The following is a 17,389-nucleotide window of genomic DNA, read 5'->3' as shown; positions in this document are numbered from 1 at the left end:
GTATCATTTGTTAAATAACAATAGACTTTAGTATTTAATCAATAAAAGGCTGTCTTAGTAGTTTTGAATATTCATTTATTATTAATTACAAACGCGATATCTATAATTTTTTCAATGGTTTTTTATTCAAGAATAGCAAGTTATTGTCTTGTGTTTTTTATTCATTGATAATGAATAGTTATATGGTTATGTAGAAATAAATCGATTTTTACGCTTACTGTCATTGTTTTTTAAAGACATTATTATGTGGAAAAGCTTTTTTATTCGCTAACTGTTTCAGTTTACTAGAAAAAGTAGGTTTATACGTCAGGTTGGGATTGTATAGCTTGTCGTACTGAGTTGTTAATAGAGACAAACGTCACACTGAATTTTATATGACTAAACTTGTTTGTATGGCAATTTTAACGATAAATTAATAGGAGGATTCAATCTACAACAGTTATATAAATTCATTATAAATGATAAAAAACGAAAAATAAGCAGCTTCTATAATAGAAAAAAGAGATGCTTTATTCAAAGGCTTTAAAAAATGAACACGAATATTTATTTTAATAGTGAACGATTGTCAATAAATAAGTATGAATTTTTAAGTGCTAATATTAAAACATGAGACAATCAACTTGTTTTTTATCGTAAAGTTGTTAATATGCTCTATTGTATTTTATCGTTGGTTCGGTATCAAACGTCTCATTATTTTATTAATCTGAGGGTTTGGTGTTAATAGGGAAGTTACTAGGAAAAAAGGTATGAGTGCAATTAATCACGAAGAGCGCGTCCGTCATGAAGGTTTACGTGAAAAAATCATGTCTGCGGAGCAAGCAGCGACATTTATCTCACATGACATGAATGTTGGAATGAGTGGTTTTACGGGAGCAGGTTATCCAAAAGCTATCCCAGCTGCATTAGCAGAGCGTATGAAAGCGGCTCAAGCACGCGGTGAAGAATTCAAAATCGGTTTATTAACCGGCGCGTCAACTGCCGCAGAATGTGATGGTGTATTGGCTGAAGCCAATGGTATCAAGATGCGCACGCCTTATCAGTCAGAAGCTGCCCTCCGTAAACAAATCAACGCCGGCGAAACCCATTATTTTGATATGCACTTATCGCATGTCGCTCAGCAAAGCACCTTTGGTTTCTACGGTGAAATGCACGTGGCGGTGGTTGAAGTGGCCGGTATTTTACCGGACGGTCGCCTGATTCCTTCTACCTCTATCGGTACCAATAATGCATGGTTGCATAATGCTGACAAGATTATCCTTGAAGTAAACAGCCGCCAAAGCCTGTTATTAGAAGGCATGCATGATATCTTTGATGATATTGGCGTACCGCCGTATCGTAAGCCAATTCCAATTACTACGCCGGGTGAGCGTGTTGGCTCGCCTTACCTGAGCTGTGATTTGGATAAAGTCGTTGCCGTGGTCTTAACAGATTCACCAGACCGTAATAGCAAATTTGCTGATCCTGATGAATGCTCGAATAAAATTGCCGGTTATATTATTGACTTTTTCCATGAAGAAGTGAAAAAAGGTCGCATGCCAGCTAACTTATTGCCTATCCAATCAGGTGTAGGTAACGTTGCCAATGCGGTATTGGCAGGATTGCAAGCCAGTCCGTTTGAGAATCTAACCGGCTATACCGAAGTATTACAAGACGGTATGTTAGATTTGATTATGTCAGGCAAAATGACCCAAGCTTCTGCGACTGCCATGTCGTTAAGCCCAGATGCATTAGACCGTTTTAACGCCAATATTGAAGAATTGCGCAAACGCATTATCTTGCGCCCACAAGAAATCACCAACCATCCTGAAGTCTCGCGTCGTCTCGGCGTGTTGGCCATTAATGCGATGATTGAGTGTGACCTTTATGGCAACGTCAACTCAACCCACGTCATGGGTACAAACATGATGAATGGTTTGGGCGGCTCTGGTGACTTTGCTCGTAACGCCTTTACCTCAATGTTTGTAAGCCCATCGGTTGCCAAAGGTGGCGCTATCTCGTGCATCACGCCTATGGTGTCACACGTTGACCATACTGAGCATGACGTGATGATTATTGTCACTGAGCAAGGTTTGGCTGACTTGCGTGGTTTATCACCGCGTCAACGCGCGCAAAAAATCATTGATAACTGCGCCCATCCTGATTATCGTCCTATGCTGCAAGATTACTATGATCGCGCGGCACAGACTGCTGGTATGCAAACGCCTCATATCCTGAGTGAAGCATTGTCATGGCATCAACGTTATGTTGAAACCGGTGATATGCGCGTCAAAAAAGGTTTAGCTTTAGCAGTTTAAATGCTTAATTCAATACCTAATTAAAGGTTTAACGCCAGAATCAGCGACATAGCTGATTGCACCATTAAAAACACCGCTTGTCTGCTAGCAGATAAGCGGTGTTTTTTTATGCTCTGGTAATATTTAAAGAAAGGTTTAAAAGTAAGGTTTTGTCTTAACGCTCATTACTATTACTACTACTGTTTTTATCATTCGTACTTTCATGACTGGATAAACGGCGTTTAATAAGTAAACCAATCACAGCGACCACTATCAGTATGCCGATTGCTTTGGAGTAAGGTGCTAACATGCCGGCGACAGCGTCATAGTTTTGACCTAAGTAATAGCCTGCTAAAGCCAATATCGCTGTCCAAATACTAGCCCCTAAAGCCGTCAATGCCAAAAAGGGCAATAGCGCCATTTTATTCATGCCAGCTGGGATAGAAATCAGCGAGCGTACCCCCGGCACCATACGCCCAAAAAACACCGCCATTTTGCCATGTTTATCAAACCATGCATTTGCCGCGGTGATATCAGCAGGCTTTACAAACAGATATTTACCATACTTTTCGGTGAATGCGACCAAACGCGGCTCATCAAATACGCGACCCACATAGTATAAAGGCAGCGCACCCAGCACCGCCCCAAGCGTACCGGCTATTATCACCAAAATAATGCTTAAATCGCCTTTGGCAGCGGCAAATCCAGCGGCTGGCATAATCACCTCAGAAGGGATCGGTGGAAAGATATTTTCAGCAAACATGGCAAAAATAATGCCAAAGTAACCGAATTTTGCCATGATACCGAGTACCCATGCACTCATTTGATCCATTGTAAAAGCTCGCTCAAGGTTGGAATAAAGAAACAATAAATCATACGGGCATTTATCAAAATTATTTGTACTAAATTACGGGCTTAGTATGTATTAAATATTGCTAAAAGTCCGTCATTTAATGCGTTTATCTGAGAGCAGCTCGAGGACAGAGCGCAATCTGTACAGGCTTAGTATTTTATTTATCTTAATAAATAGTTAATAAAAACACACAAGAAGCTTCTATTTACTGCCAAGTTTATGGCATAAGGTCGTCTTAATCGTGCTTATTTTAGACTATTCATATTTCATAAAGGTTTTTTAGCACAAAAACCTCATTAGGCATTTAATATTTAGAGAGCTATCAAGGAGATTGAGATGAATAAAATAACAGCAAATGTAGGATTAACCAAAGCGCGGCAGGCGTTATGGATCGCATTGTTTGCCAGTATTGTCGGCGTTACGGCTTGTAGTAATGAGAGAGAGGATGTGGCGGCAGATTCGACCGAAGTGGCAGATGAAGTGGCCGTCGACGAGGCGAGTGAAGAAGGTACTGAAGTTGTCGAAACGGGTATGACCGCAGATGGAATGTCGGGTAATGATGGTGAGCAGAAAGCCGATGACACTGTGACCGTCAACGAGAGTAATGCAAATTTGGATCAAACCCCAGCAGATGGCGTGCAGTAAATACTTAAATTACTCAAGCTTTAGACGGGCAAGTTTTTAATGTTCAGGTTTTTGATGAGAGTAAATTGTCCAAAAAAAAGAGCTGCAAATTGTTTGCAGCTCTTTTTATTTCAGTTTTATTAAAACTATAGCCCTTTACAGATAATATGATAACTATCGACTGGTAAAGGTAATTGTTTTAGCGCCATTAGTAGATGGCTGGCTGATGGTTACTTTACTGTCTAAGATATCGCCGCGCGCATTGATTTTATAGCATTCTGACGAGCTGCCATTAGGATCGTTATTGAGCAGCAGATTGCCTGAGGTTTCTATACAAAACCATGCGGTATTATTGCTGTCTCTGGTCAAAGACCAATCTTGATTATAAGTGCCTATTTTTTTACGCATACTTCTATCGGCGTAAACGTCTTCAGTAATCAATTTGCTTGATGAGCCAACCGTTGCCATTTTGGGAATGGTTGTGGTCTGATTCGACAGCGAATACTTACCTGAGCTGTCGGTGAAACCATGGAATACCAATGGATTGAGGGTAAAGTAATTAATGGCGACCGATTGATCAGTGACTTGGTTATTTACTTTGTTGATGGTATTTACTTCAGCGCCTTGTACTTGTTTATTATTAAAGACCATACTGCCTTTGGGCGTAACTTTGATATCCGCAGAGGCCGTTTGATTACCGACGGTCGCCACTAGGCTTTGACTGCGAGCTTTAGTATAAATATTGAGCATGGCTGCTTCAACAGGATATTGTGTGACGATGTTATTTGAATTGCCCGGCATGGTGCCACCGTTCATACCACCCGCACAAGCGCTTAAGCCTACCGATACAGCGACAAGTAATCCTAATTTTTTCATGGTGTATTCCCTCGATTTATTTAACTGCAATTTATTAATAAGTGATAGACCTATCTACTATAATCGAATTTTTAAGCGATGACATCTGCTGTGTATCACTGCGCCTGCTATCCTTACATCATTATAACAACCGATGATTTTGCAGAAATTTATTGAATAAATGGGCGATAAAAACTACTAGCCAATTAAAACAGGATTAATATGCATTTTTGCTACTCATGCCTCCTTAGTCTGTTATCATTTCGTCCTGCAAAAAATCACAGTTATTTTCTATAAGTACTATTCGTTAGGACGTTAAAATGATCGTCAAGCAAAAGCCAAGCGCCATCAAACTGCTTTTTACCTTGCGTGGCTCTATCCTACCAAAGGTCTATCCGCAGATTTTGCTCATTAGCCTGATTAGTGCCTTTATCACCAATATTCAGCATGGGTTTCCCAGTTCTTTTTCTTCTTATAGCGTCGCGCCGTTTACCTTACTTGGGATTGCCTTATCGCTATTTTTAGGTTTTCGTAACAATGCCAGTTATCAGCGCTGGTGGGAAGCTCGTGGGCTATGGGGGCAATTGGTCTATGATACGCGCAGCTTTACCCGCCAAGTGCTGTCTTATATAGATGAAAGCAGCGAAGAGGGGCAAGAAAATAAGGAGGGGCGAGATAGCCAGCGCCGATTAGTGCATTTAAGCATCGCTTTTACCCATGCCTTACGTCATCGATTGCGTGACAGCTCGCCTTGGCAAGATGTTGAGCGTTTTGTAGAACCTATCCATCATACCAGCATGAAGCAGGCACAAAATTTACCAGATTATCTACTGCGTTTGCTAGGTAAGGAGCTTGGCTATTGTCGGCGGCAGCGCTTGACCTCAGAGCATATGATACAAAATATGGATGAGCGCCTAAATTCGATGACGGTGGTTTTGTCCGCTTGTGAGCGTATTCATAGCACGCCATTGCCGTTTGCTTATACGCTACTGGTGCATCGCACGACGTATCTATATTGCTTTATGCTGCCTTTTGGTCTGGTTTCTTCTTTAGGCTGGGTGACGCCTTTAATTTGCGGCGTTATTGCTTATACCTTTTTTGGTTTGGATGCGCTAAGTGAAGAGTTGGAGGAGCCCTTTGGATTGGCTGCCAACCAATTACCGCTGACAGCCTTATCTCGTACTATCGAGATTAATTTGCTAGAAGCTTTGGGCGAAACCGAGTTGCCGCCGAATATCATAGCTAAAAACGGCTATTTGCAATAAATTGTTTAAAATAAACTCTCTGTCATAAATAGCGGGTGCGGCAATAGAATATATACTATAAAAAAGACCACTCAGTTTGAGCGGTCTTTTTTATTTTACATTGTCATCATTACTATTAAATGCTGTTTAAAAAGCTTAGCAGGGTTTGTTGTTGTGTGGCAGGCAATTGCCTAAAGCGTGTGCATACTTAAGTTAATTGCCTTTCAGACAAAGCAAATAAAGACCTGAATAAGCCCTCAATTCAATTGACAGTCATCTAAATGGCGCAAATAAGCTATTTACTCTGATGACTCATACCAGCATCAGTCGTTTGCTGGACGATTTGTTCGACTTGCATAAAGTCCGTATGCCGCACATCTTTACCGCTGGTGCAAAAAATAACCAGCTCAGCAATGTTGCGAGCATGATCGCCCACCCGTTCTAGGGCGCGCAATACCCACAGTATATTGATCACCTTAGACACATGGCGGCTGTCTTCCATAATATAGGTCATCAAGGCACGCGTGGCCGATTGGTACTCTTCATTGACCGCGGTATCGCTTTGCAATACTGAAAATGCCTGCTGCGGATTCATATTTGAGAAGGCGTCAATGGCATCGAGCAGCATCAAGCGTACCTGATTGGATAAATGCTGAACCTCTGAATAACCTCTGGGTGACGCGCCATCTTCAATCAATTGGCAGGCCATACGGGCGATTTTTTCTGCTTCGTCGCCGACACGTTCAAAGTCGACAATGCCTTTGCTCAGCGCCATTACTAAGCGCAAATCATTGGCGGCTGGCTGGCGCTTGGCGACTAACAAAATAATTTGCTCATCGATTTTAATCTCTAGCTGATTGATCAGATGGTCATCTTCAATCACTTTTTTTGCGGTCGCCTTATCTGCGGCTATCAGGGCGCGTGTCGCAACCATGACTTGCTCTGCTGCCATGTGACCCATTTGCATAAACAGCTCAATCACGTCATGTAAATCATTATCAAAACTCTTTGATAAATGCTTTGCCGTTATCGCCATGCTTACCTCCTTAATCGAATCAGTCTTAATCGTATTGGTGTTGCTCATAAAAATATTGCCAAAATGAGTAGCGTGATAAATGACTACTAAAAATGATTGTTTTAAGCAAACAGCGACTTAGCCATAACGACCGGTAATATAATCTTCAGTCGCTTTTTGTGCTGGGTTGGTGAATATTTGATCTGTTTCACCCATTTCTACCATGTCTCCCAAATACATATAAGCGGTGTAGTCAGAGACGCGCGCGGCCTGCTGCATATTGTGGGTGACGATAGCAATGGTATAGTCGTTTTTTAAATCGGTAATCAAATCTTCAATCGCGCCAGTAGAGATGGGGTCGAGCGCTGACGTTGGCTCATCTAATAGCAAGACTTCAGGTTTCGTTGCTACTCCGCGGGCGATACAAAGTCGCTGCTGTTGACCGCCTGATAGTGACAATCCTGACGCTTTCAGTTTATCTTTGACTTCCAGCCATAACGCCGCTTTTTTGAGTGCCCACTCGACACGTTCATCCATCTCTGCTTTGCTCAGCTTTTCATAGAGACGGACGCCAAATGCGACGTTGTCATAAATAGACATCGGGAAGGGCGTGGGCTTTTGAAAAACCATACCGACACGCGCACGCAGCAAGTTAACATCCATGTCTTTGGCCAAAATATTTTGGCCATCAAGGGTAATTTGACCTTCAGCATGCATGCTTGGATACAAGTCATACATACGGTTAAAGGTACGTAGCAGCGTTGATTTACCGCAGCCTGAGGGACCAATAAAAGCGGTGACCTTTTTTTCTGGGATATCGATATTGATGTTTTTTAACGCTTGAAAATCACCATAATAAAAGTCCAAATCACGAATGTTAATCTTGGCAGGCGGCATGTTATCAGGCATGTCTGCCATGGTTTGCTTGATAAGATGGTCGATATCTGGCTGTTTATGCTGACCATGATTAAACATAGCGTCATCCAGTAAACGGCGTTTGCTGCTGGTATCTGTCATCGGCTTAGTCGCTTTTCTCTCTAATACATCAGTCATAATGGTATCCATCTGTTTTAAAGTCTTGGTAAAAGGGGGTGTTTTTTTGCTATTAGCTGTGCGTTTGTTAGCCTTAAATTATCTGCTATAGTCTTTGCCACCGATAAAGCGGGCGGCAATATTTAAGAATAATACTGTCGCAGTAATGAGCAGCGCCGCCGCCCAAGCTAGTGCATGCCAGTTGTCATAAGGGCTCATGGCAAACTGATAAATCGTATTGGGTAAGTTGGCCATCGGTTGGCTCATATCGGTACTAAAGTACTGGTTGTTTAGCGCAGTGAATAGCAAAGGAGCGGTCTCACCGGTAATACGCGCAAAAGCGAGTAGCACACCGGTAGTCAGACCGGCTTTGGCAGCTTTCAGTGTCACGGTACTGACCAGCTTCCATTTTGGTGTGCCGAGTGCATAAGCAGCTTCGCGCAGGGTATTAGGCACTAGGTTTAGCATGTTTTCCGTCGTACGCACGACAATAGGAATCACAATCAGCGCCAATGCCAAAGCACCGGCCCAACCCGAAAAGCTCTGTCCTTTGACCATCAAGGCATAAATAAACAGACCAATCACGATGGAGGGGGCCGACAATAAAATATCATTTAAGAATCGGGTGACTTTACCCAGCATACTGCCATGTGAAAACTCTGCTAAATAAATGCCAGCCATCATGCCGATTGGCGCACCAATCGCCAAGCCCGAAAAAGCCAACATCACTGAACCAACAATGGCGTTGCGTAGACCGCCTTCGCCCATCGGTGGCGGGGTATCTGCCATAAAGACAGGCATCTCAATTAAACCTTGAAAGCCTTCAACAAACAGCGTAATCAAAATCCAAATCAGCCAAAACAAACCAAATACAATCGCTGATAAGGCAAACCCAAGTCCCAGTCTATTGATAAAACGGCGCTTGTTATAAAGACGCTTGTTGTAGCGGTCTTCAAAGCGTACAGAAGGCTGGCTTGGCTGGGTCGTTTGAGTAGTGACTGGTGCTAAAGTCATGAAGTGTTTGTCCTTCTTGAGTCAAATAATGGCGGCAAATAGCGTTTTTTAGTTTGTTTAGGCTTGTTTTGATTTCATTGATTTTGTTGGCTTTTAAAATAGTATGTTTAATTACCTGCTTTTTGGTCAATACGCATGAGCATCAGCTTAGATATCGACAAAACGATAAAGGTAATAACAAACAGGATTAATCCTAAATGTAATAATGACGCTAAATGCAGCTCACTTGACGCTTCGGCAAACTCGTTGGCCAGCGCTGAGGTAATAGTCACCCCAGAGGTAAATAGGCTTGGGCTGATATTGAAAGCATTACCAATTAAAAAGGTAACGGCCATCGTCTCGCCTAGCGCTCGACCAAGTCCCAAAATCACGCCACCAACCACACCTGCTTTGGTATAAGGTAAGATAATTTTGAACATAACCTCCCACGTGGTGGCGCCCATGCCGTATGCGGATTCTTTTAGCAGGTCTGGCACCACAGAGAAAACATCGCGCATGGTGGCGGCAATAAAGGGAATAATCATAATTGCCAGTATTAATGAGGCGGTAAACATCCCCAATCCCATCGGCGCACCGGTAAAAACTTTACCAATAATAGGTAGGGGGCCAATATTTTCAATAAACCAAGGCTGAATGTGATCACCAAAAAACGGTGCAAAGACAAACAATCCCCACATGCCGTAGATGATAGAAGGGATACCTGCCAGCAGCTCGATAGCAATACCCAATGGCTTTTTCAAAAAATTGGGACAAAGTTCCGTTAAAAAGATAGCAATCCCAAAGCTGACTGGTACGGCAATACAGATAGCGATGAGTGAAGTGACCACCGTTCCGTAAATGGGCGCAAGCGCACCGTATTGATCGTTCACCGTATCCCAGTTATTGCTGGTATAAAATCCCAAGCCAAACTCAGTGATACTTGGCCATGCGCCGACAATCAATGACAGCATGATGCCGCCAAGCGACAAGAGCACCAAAATTGCAAATGCTTTGGTGGCATTAACAAAAACTGCATCGTAGCGTTTTTGTTTTGCCAGTTGGGATTTTAGGTCTGCCATAAAAGCCTCTGTTGTTTATAGATCTAACGCTTCATTGTGTTGACGCTTATTGGTGTCCGCTGTAGCGTCTTACCGTAATAAACTGTGTCATCTAACGACCAAGTATTAAGTTCACTACGGCTAAGACGTCACCAAGCAAACACGCTTTTCAGTATTTGCTTGATGGCATTAGTTAGCTTATTCTCGACTGGCTTCTTCTTGAATTAATAAGCTTTGAATTAATAAGCCTCGAGCTACTGTGCTGAGGTATAGACAGGCTTACCTTCGCTGTCTACCACTTCGTTCCATTTCGCTTTAAATAAAGCCACGGCCGTATCTGAAAAAGGCACGTAATCAAGGCTCATTGCGTCATCATCGCCTTGAGCATAAGCCCAATCAAAGAAGTTAAGGACACCTGCCACTTGCTTAGCATCTTGCGGCTGTTTGTGGACTAAAATAAAGGTCGCAGCGGCGATAGGCCATGCTTGGTCGGTCTCAGAGTTGGTGATGACTTTATAAAAGCCTTCTTGCTTTGACCAATCAATGTCCCCAGCGGCGGCGAATGTTTGCGCAGAAGGCTGCACGACGTTGCCGGCGGCATTTTTCAGGGCAACGTGTGACATGCCATTTTGCTTAGCATAGGCATATTCAACGTAGCCGATAGAGTTTTTCATACGCGTTACATAGCTCGAAACGCCTTCGTTACCTTTACCGCCCGCACCGGTTGCTGAGGTTGGCCATTTCACGGTTTTATCGACGCCAACGCTGTCTTTCCAGTCGTTTGACACTTTGGCTAGATAATCGGTAAAGTTAAAGGTCGTGCCCGAACCGTCTGAACGGAACACCGTGGTAATAGCCGCGTCAGGAAGGGTCAAGTCAGGGTTCATGGCTGCGATGGCAGGGTCATTCCAGTTGCTGATTTTGCCAAGATAGATGTCAGCTAGCATTTTTCCATCGAGCTTTAATTGACCAGGCGCAACGCCATCGATATTGACGATAGGTACCACGCCGCCGATAACGGTTGGGAATTGAATCAGACCGGCTTCGTTTAATTCAGCTGGCGTCATTGGGGCATCAGATGCCCCGAAATCAACGGTTTTTGCGACGATTTGTTTGATACCACCCGATGAACCAATCGACTGATAGTTCACTTGACCGCCTGTTGCTTTATTATAAGCATCTGACCATTTAGCATAGATAGGCTGCGGGAAAGAGGCGCCTGCGCCGGTGATATTCATCGACACATTCATCGATACATTGTCTGTCGACTGAACGCTTGCGCTGTCGGTAGAGGCGGTAGTTGATTGCGCCGAAGTAGCCGGCTCATTGCTTTCATTACTATTGGGGGTTTGATTACAAGCAGCTAAGGTAAAGGTACTCGCGACTGCTAAAGCCATTAATGAATAACGCATTATTTCTCCTAAAAAGTAATCAGATTTAAGTATGGGGCGTTTATGAATAACAATGTCGCTGCCCAGGTTTTTAGTAATGTATTGCTAACGATGTTTGGTTAGCAAGGTTTTGCTGCAAAGACGCTCGGTGGTCAATGAGCACATTGTGCCGAGCAAATATGACAGTTTGATGAAATAAGACATTTTTATGAAAAAAGTCGGTCAATTAAAAACGCAGCCTAATAAAGCAGTCGTTTAAGGGGATTGCAGCTGCTATCTAGCGCAAAATTCGTTATGATGAGCCGTTGGTTTTTTTTGGGGCTAAGGGTTTAAGGCTAAGCGTTCAAAGCACAGCGTTTAAAGTATAGGGCTGAAAGTACAGTGTTTGAGCTGCAATGTTTAAGGCGCAGCATTTAACGTATCGAGTCACTGTGTCATCAAACTGTCATAATTAAGCCGTTTAATGGGCAGGCATTGATAAGGGCTTAGTATTTTTGTTTTCCAATTTTTTGTCTTTCAATAATGAGGCGATGGTATGCGCAATGAGCAGATTTTGATTGTCGAAGATGAACCTGCAATTCGTGAGATGGTGGTAATGACGTTAGAGATGGCGGGCTTTGAGAGTTTACAAGCGGCTGACGTTGCAGAGGCGCATCAACAAGTGGTAGACCATAGACCCGCGTTGATTTTGCTAGATTGGATGTTACCGGGTGATAAAAGTGGTATTGATTTTTGCCGTATGCTTAAAAGTGATGAGATGTTGGCTGAGATACCGGTGATTATGCTGACGGCCAAAAGTGAAGAAGATAGTAAGGTTCAGGGACTTGATGCGGGCGCTGATGACTATATGACCAAACCCTTTTCAACGCGTGAATTAATCTCAAGAATCAAAGCCGTGTTACGTCGTAGTCGTGCGCTTAGTAGCGATAAGCCAATTGAAATAGGTAAGCTTAGTCTCGATCCTAAAAGCCAGCGCATTACCGCTGATAATACAGTCATTGATATCGGGCCGACAGAATATCGCTTGTTGGCGTTTTTTATGAGTCATCCCGAGCGTGCTTATACGCGCACCCAGCTGCTAGATCAGGTCTGGGGTGGCAATGTCTATATCGAAGATCGCACGATTGATGTGCATATCAGGCGTTTACGTAAATTACTCCAGCCTTATGATTGTAGTGCCTTGATTCAAACGGTTCGCGGTACCGGTTATCGGTTTTCGAGTCTGGTTGAATAACGCTATCGATTTTGAAAAATAGCCCATTATTTACAAGGCAGCTTACAAGCCCGCTTACAAGGTAGCGAAACAGCGTTAAGAACATTCAGTGCTCAGAGTCATAAATATTTAGAATAATAAGAACTAAGAAGCATAAGTACTGAGAATATTTGGTGCTAAGAATAGTCAGTGCTAATAATAAGTGCTAGGCACCATACTGGTCATAAAGAAGAGAGAAAAACATGATAACGCCAAGGGATATTGAGCAACAGGACATCGAGCAATACTCCACCGATCAGCTGAAAAAAATCAGAAGTGCCTTACGCGCACTGCGAGATGCGGTTATCTTGCTAAATGACGATGATGGTTTGGAGTGGTGGAATCAGGCCGCCGAAGATTTGTTATTGTTACAGTCAGCGGATCATGGCAAAAGTATTTTTGACTTTATTAACGTCCCTGAGTTTCGGCAATACTATCAGAGCATGGTGACACCCAATGATGGTGTACATATGAAGTCATGGCAAGATCCTAACCGTTATCTTAAATGTGAGCTCACGCCTTTTGGCGATGAAAAGCTGCTGATTATTTATGATGTGACCCGCTTACAACACTTAGAGCAAATGCGCCGCGACTTTGTGGCAAATGTCTCGCATGAGTTACGAACGCCATTGACTGTACTGATGGGCTATTTGGAGAATTTCTCAGATCAAGAAGACATGCCGCGGCAATGGCGACGCGGCTTTGAATTAATGACGCAGCAGACCGCGCGCATGAATAGAGTGGTCAATGACTTGCTGCTGCTGTCTCGGATTGAAATCGAAGAGACACATGAGCTGCATTATATTGATATGACTAAGCTGCTCACGCATGTCTATGACGACGCGCAGGCTTATAACCAAGAATATGGCCATACGCTGCATTTACAGATAGATACCTATGATGGTCTTTATGGCTCGGAGATGTATTTGAACAGTGCGTTATCCAATTTGGTGATTAATGCGATTAAATACACGCCAAAAGCAGGTAATATCGTTATCAGTTGGGCAAAAACTGCAGAAGGCTGTCGGTTTGCCGTCACCGATGATGGTATTGGGATTGCGCCGGAGCATGTTGCAAGATTGACCGAGCGTTTTTACCGAGTGGATAGCGGGCGCAGTCGTGCGACAGGTGGAACGGGGCTGGGACTGGCGATTGTAAAGCATGTGTTATATCAATATGATACGACTTTGCAAATTGAATCGTCAGAAGGCAAAGGCTCGACATTTAGCGCCGTTTTCCCCGCCGCTCATATTCGCTCTGCTCCTATAGGCTAACTGCTAAACTCGTAGCCGTTAGCAGGATTTTTAAACATTACTGTCAATTACTAGTTTCTAAATTGGCTAAAAACGCGGCAAAACCTTCTGTTGCTCGAGCCTGCAAACGGCTGCTAGTAATAGCCCGAACGCGATTGCTCCAAGTGATCGCATAGCCTTTACTCTCAAACCTTTTTACCAAATCGACATCTTCATGACACCCTAATGGCGCAAAACCGCCAACGGCAAGATAAGACTCAGCGCTAAAACTTAAGTTTGCCCCATGAATATGGCGATGTCCCATCTTATCTTGATAATGAGCCATATAGCCTTTGCGCGTTTGCGGCGTTAAATGCGCCCAACTATCAACGCTTACTACGCCGCAAATCATATCAGTAGGCTGAGCTTTGATATGGGCGATTTGCTGTATCAGCCAATCTGGGGTGACGACTGAATCAGCGTCTGTACAGGCAAGCCAAGTCGCGCCAGCTGCGATAGCATGACGGATGCCTAAATCCCGTACTTGTCCCACACATTGGTAATCACAGCATAGATAATTCACGTCAGTATTTTCGATTTTGGTGGTTTTAGCTTGAGCACTTTCAACTTGGACACTTTCAACTCTGACGCATTTAAATTTGAAACTTTTAACCAAGGTAAGCGTATCATCGCTACAACTATCAAGCACGACAAGCATAGTCGCGGTAATAGTGGAGGGGAGTTGCTCAATGGCAGTTTGCACCGATGCTAAGCACTTAGTAATAGTCATCGCTTCGTTATGAGCAGGAATGACAATACCAATTCTTATATCATCCATATATCCGCCTTTTTTTGCTGAGTGTCATATCTTGTTATACCAAGTTCTCTTGCATGGCGACTGATTCGGGAGAGTATTGCCAAACGTCTAATAAAAAATCACTATCGATAATTTTACTTTGATGGGTAAAGGCTGGATTTTTAGTATCGATGTGCTGTCCCTGCTTAGGTTCTACCTCATTACTTACTTTATTAAACGCTTGGCATAAACGTTGGTGTACGGTTTCACCCGTCATCGCAAAGCCATCAATGGCATAACGCCAATGACAGCATAGCAATGTGCCACCTATAGCAAGGTTTTGTTGAATCCAAGTAATAACCGTATCGATATCATTGGGTGATAAATAATATAAAATCTCACTAATAATAATTAAATCAAAGGTTGGTTTAGCAGTCGATAATGCGTCAGGAATGACTCCTTGTATGACATTTACATGCGCGGACTCTGCCAAATGTTGCTTAGCAAGCTGAACTGCTTGGCTATTACCATCGATGCTTACCAAAGCATGGCAGCGAGGCGCAAGTAACGCACTAAACACGCCATTTCCGCAGCCTAATTCAATGGCATTGTTATATTGTGCTTGTGGTAATACAGCAAGACACATATCGCGTTTACGCTTTTCGTACCAGCGAGTCTGATACTGCCAAGGGTCACTATTGTCATTATATAGGGCATCAAAATAGGTTTCTGCATAGTTGACAGCTTGCGTATCACTGGGAAGGGATTCAGCCGTTTCATTTTTAGAAACCTTTGATAAGTTTACAAAATCCATTTCCAGCGTAGATTTAAGGTGTTGGCTCATATAAATAAACCTCCCATGGTTGGCTAATTCTGGCAATGGTTTGAGCCGATAAAATGGGCGGATTGCCTGTACTTTCATCAATAGTAATTTGGCTGGTAAAGCAATTAATGGCTTGGATTTTGCGCTGCAATTGCTCGGGCGTTAAATCCACTCTGTAAGCATAGTGCCAAGGAATACGGCTGTCAGCAGGTGTTGCCCAATGCCACGCCCAAATTAACACCTGATAACAGGCTAAACGGTGCTGCTTAGCAAATGCAGCGACCACTTGCCCTGTCGCCTCGTGGTCAGGATGCCCATCATGTACAAACGGCGTTAACAAAATATCATCAGGTTGGATAATTGCTGTTAATTGTCTTTTAAATTGCTCTTTTTGGGCAAATACATCACCATCGGTTAAATGCATAGAAATAACTTTTACTTGATGAGATATACCCAATGCCTCTAACGCTGCAATACTTTCTTGTGGACGGATAATATCGAGCGCTTTTGGAGGATAAATCTGCGAGTCAGGATGGCTTTGCGTGCCATTGGTCACATGAATTAGCAGAATAGAATTGCCGTTAGCGGCTAGCTGTTGTAGCAACCCACCGCAGCCCAACACTTCATCATCGGGATGCGGCGCAAAAATACAGACCCGCTGATGCGCCGGACAGCTTGTCATTACATTTAAGCGCGGCATGTTTTGCAGCCCTGACCAATTTTGCCAAGCGTCGCAACTGGTACCATCACCTTCAATAACGCGGTCGCCAACAATCAGATGGTTATTTTTTATAGGTGCAGCTCTACTAGGAATTACAGTTGCCATATATTTCCCTGCCTATTTATAAAGTAACTGGTGTCGTCGCTAGCCAGTTTGCTAGCGCATTCACTCGCTAACATACTAGACAGCTCACCGATTTTCTGTAAATCAAAGGCACCATGACTTTGACGAATAAATACGCTCAAATCGGCTGATAATCTGGCGAAATGAGGGTTATTACAAAACGGTGCGGCGCCCAATGCTTGCCCGACAACCTCTATAACCTCACGAGCTATCTGCTCAACGTTTGACCTTAATTGGCGGATGGCAAGCTCATGGTTTTGTGTTGGCTCAGTATCTATTAACTCAGCAAGATGATGAAAATATTGCTGAGTAACGGCCAGTGCCGTGCCAATTCGTCCCAAATACATGGCTTTATAATCGCTTGGCTTTTGCTGATAAGCGCTGATTAAATAACTGGCGAGACAAGTCGCCGCGCCATACCAGCAAGCAGCGACGCCAGCCGCACCATGCCAAAATCCCACGCGTTCTAGATACGCATTTGCCGCGCCAACGTTACTGGCTACTACCTGATCGAGATGTATGGTTGCCGTATCAGTAGCCTGCATGCCGACTGCTTGCCACGCACTATTATCAATCTTAATACCATTTTGATGCATATCCACCATAAGCAATTGCGCCTGACCATCCTTATCGCGATAGGTCATTAGCCCATGGTCAACAATATTTGCGCCTGAACACCATGCTTTTGTACCGCTGACTTTGCCTTGCTGATAGCTCAGAGGATGACCCTCTGCTGCCCAAATTGCCCATAATCCTTGTGCTGCTTTTTCACAGCCCAGTTCATGTAAAATACTTAAAGCGTCTAAATGTGACTCAAACCATTTGGCAATCGTTAAATCTATACTGGCTACATAAGCTAAAATTTGCCAACGAATCAAAGTACGTGAATTGGTTCGGGATTTGTTTTCTTTATTGCCTTCAGTGCCGCTGGCAGGATGAGGGATTTTATCGCTATAGCTTATTAAGATTTTTAATATCTCATGGCGCAGCTTATCGGTTATCAGCCATCTGCTACTGTCTTGATTACCAGTAAATATGATATTTTCTATGGCAGATTTTATGTCTGATAATAAAGGGTTTTTTGCCTCGAGCGCGAGCATAAGG

Annotated in this window: 16 protein-coding genes; 5 read left to right on the top strand and 11 right to left on the bottom strand. The window is 43.3% G+C overall.

Annotation, left to right across the window (positions count from 1 at the left end; translation table 11 throughout):
- Nucleotides 1–746: 746 nt before the first annotated feature.
- Nucleotides 747–2,294 carry an acetyl-CoA hydrolase/transferase family protein gene (locus JMX94_RS11800; RefSeq protein WP_201565623.1) on the top strand — a complete coding sequence of 516 codons (1,548 nt, stop codon included), beginning with the start codon at nucleotides 747–749 and terminating at the stop codon, nucleotides 2,292–2,294.
- A 154-nt stretch (nucleotides 2,295–2,448) separates the two neighbouring features.
- Here the strand turns inward: JMX94_RS11800 and JMX94_RS11795 are convergent, their stop codons facing one another.
- Nucleotides 2,449–3,105, bottom strand: a complete 657-nt coding sequence (locus tag JMX94_RS11795; RefSeq protein WP_201565622.1) for a DedA family protein — start codon at nucleotides 3,103–3,105, stop codon at nucleotides 2,449–2,451.
- A gap of 357 nt (nucleotides 3,106–3,462) precedes the next feature.
- Here JMX94_RS11795 and JMX94_RS11790 point away from each other — a divergent pair, with 357 nt between their 5' ends.
- The gene (locus tag JMX94_RS11790) at nucleotides 3,463–3,771 is read left to right on the top strand and encodes a hypothetical protein (protein ID WP_201565620.1); all 309 of its coding nucleotides are present in this window, start codon (nucleotides 3,463–3,465) and stop codon (nucleotides 3,769–3,771) included.
- Between the two features lie 153 nt (nucleotides 3,772–3,924).
- Here JMX94_RS11790 and JMX94_RS11785 read toward each other — a convergent pair whose 3' ends face one another.
- Entirely contained in the window at nucleotides 3,925–4,626 is a 702-nt protein-coding gene (locus JMX94_RS11785) for a hypothetical protein (protein WP_201565618.1), read from the bottom strand.
- A 299-nt stretch (nucleotides 4,627–4,925) separates the two neighbouring features.
- On the opposite strand from JMX94_RS11785, the gene JMX94_RS11780 reads away from it, so the two are divergent.
- On the top strand, nucleotides 4,926–5,870 hold the full coding sequence (locus JMX94_RS11780) for a bestrophin family protein (protein ID WP_201565616.1): 945 nt from the start codon (nucleotides 4,926–4,928) through the stop codon (nucleotides 5,868–5,870).
- A 274-nt stretch (nucleotides 5,871–6,144) separates the two neighbouring features.
- On the opposite strand, the gene phoU is transcribed toward JMX94_RS11780, so the two are convergent.
- From phoU to pstS, 5 genes are all read right to left on the bottom strand, one after another.
- Nucleotides 6,145–6,885 carry a phosphate signaling complex protein PhoU gene (phoU, locus tag JMX94_RS11775; protein ID WP_201565614.1) on the bottom strand — a complete coding sequence of 247 codons (741 nt, stop codon included), beginning with the start codon at nucleotides 6,883–6,885 and terminating at the stop codon, nucleotides 6,145–6,147.
- Between the two features lie 117 nt (nucleotides 6,886–7,002).
- Nucleotides 7,003–7,782: a phosphate ABC transporter ATP-binding protein PstB gene (pstB, locus tag JMX94_RS11770; RefSeq protein WP_201565637.1), complete on the bottom strand. Its 780-nt coding sequence runs from the start codon at nucleotides 7,780–7,782 to the stop codon at nucleotides 7,003–7,005.
- A 213-nt stretch (nucleotides 7,783–7,995) separates the two neighbouring features.
- A complete protein-coding gene (gene pstA / locus JMX94_RS11765) occupies nucleotides 7,996–8,910 on the bottom strand; it encodes a phosphate ABC transporter permease PstA (protein ID WP_201565612.1) in 915 nt (304 codons plus the stop codon).
- A gap of 107 nt (nucleotides 8,911–9,017) precedes the next feature.
- On the bottom strand, nucleotides 9,018–9,968 hold the full coding sequence (gene pstC / locus JMX94_RS11760; protein WP_201565610.1) for a phosphate ABC transporter permease subunit PstC: 951 nt from the start codon (nucleotides 9,966–9,968) through the stop codon (nucleotides 9,018–9,020).
- 233 nt (nucleotides 9,969–10,201) lie between these two features.
- The gene (pstS, locus tag JMX94_RS11755; RefSeq protein ID WP_201565609.1) at nucleotides 10,202–11,359 is read right to left on the bottom strand and encodes a phosphate ABC transporter substrate-binding protein PstS; all 1,158 of its coding nucleotides are present in this window, start codon (nucleotides 11,357–11,359) and stop codon (nucleotides 10,202–10,204) included.
- A gap of 514 nt (nucleotides 11,360–11,873) precedes the next feature.
- Between pstS and phoB the strand changes: the two genes are divergently transcribed.
- Nucleotides 11,874–12,572 carry a phosphate regulon transcriptional regulator PhoB gene (gene phoB, locus JMX94_RS11750; RefSeq protein WP_201565608.1) on the top strand — a complete coding sequence of 233 codons (699 nt, stop codon included), beginning with the start codon at nucleotides 11,874–11,876 and terminating at the stop codon, nucleotides 12,570–12,572.
- A gap of 221 nt (nucleotides 12,573–12,793) precedes the next feature.
- Complete coding sequence (gene phoR, locus JMX94_RS11745; RefSeq protein ID WP_227673626.1) at nucleotides 12,794–13,864, top strand: phosphate regulon sensor histidine kinase PhoR; 1,071 nt, start codon at nucleotides 12,794–12,796, stop codon at nucleotides 13,862–13,864.
- Between the two features lie 43 nt (nucleotides 13,865–13,907).
- On the opposite strand, the gene JMX94_RS11740 is transcribed toward phoR, so the two are convergent.
- The 4 genes from JMX94_RS11740 to JMX94_RS11725 are packed head-to-tail and all read right to left on the bottom strand — an operon-like array spanning nucleotide 13,908 to nucleotide 17,385.
- Nucleotides 13,908–14,651, bottom strand: coding sequence for a glycosyltransferase family 2 protein (locus JMX94_RS11740; RefSeq protein ID WP_201565633.1), 744 nt, complete (start codon nucleotides 14,649–14,651; stop codon nucleotides 13,908–13,910).
- Between the two features lie 43 nt (nucleotides 14,652–14,694).
- Nucleotides 14,695–15,462, bottom strand: coding sequence for a class I SAM-dependent methyltransferase (locus JMX94_RS11735; RefSeq protein ID WP_374220419.1), 768 nt, complete (start codon nucleotides 15,460–15,462; stop codon nucleotides 14,695–14,697).
- Complete coding sequence (locus JMX94_RS11730; protein ID WP_201565607.1) at nucleotides 15,446–16,267, bottom strand: PIG-L deacetylase family protein; 822 nt, start codon at nucleotides 16,265–16,267, stop codon at nucleotides 15,446–15,448. Before JMX94_RS11730 ends, JMX94_RS11735 begins: the two co-directional genes overlap by 17 nt.
- Nucleotides 16,255–17,385, bottom strand: a complete 1,131-nt coding sequence (locus JMX94_RS11725; protein WP_227673625.1) for an acyl-CoA dehydrogenase — start codon at nucleotides 17,383–17,385, stop codon at nucleotides 16,255–16,257. The genes JMX94_RS11730 and JMX94_RS11725 overlap by 13 nt, the downstream gene beginning before the upstream one ends.
- Nucleotides 17,386–17,389: the final 4 nt, after the last annotated feature.

Source organism: Psychrobacter sp. CMS30 (assembly GCF_904846565.1).
Lineage (GTDB): Bacteria > Pseudomonadota > Gammaproteobacteria > Pseudomonadales > Moraxellaceae > Psychrobacter > Psychrobacter maritimus.
The sequence above is the reverse complement of the archived record's forward strand: the minus strand, read 5'-3'. Positions and strand labels throughout refer to the sequence as shown.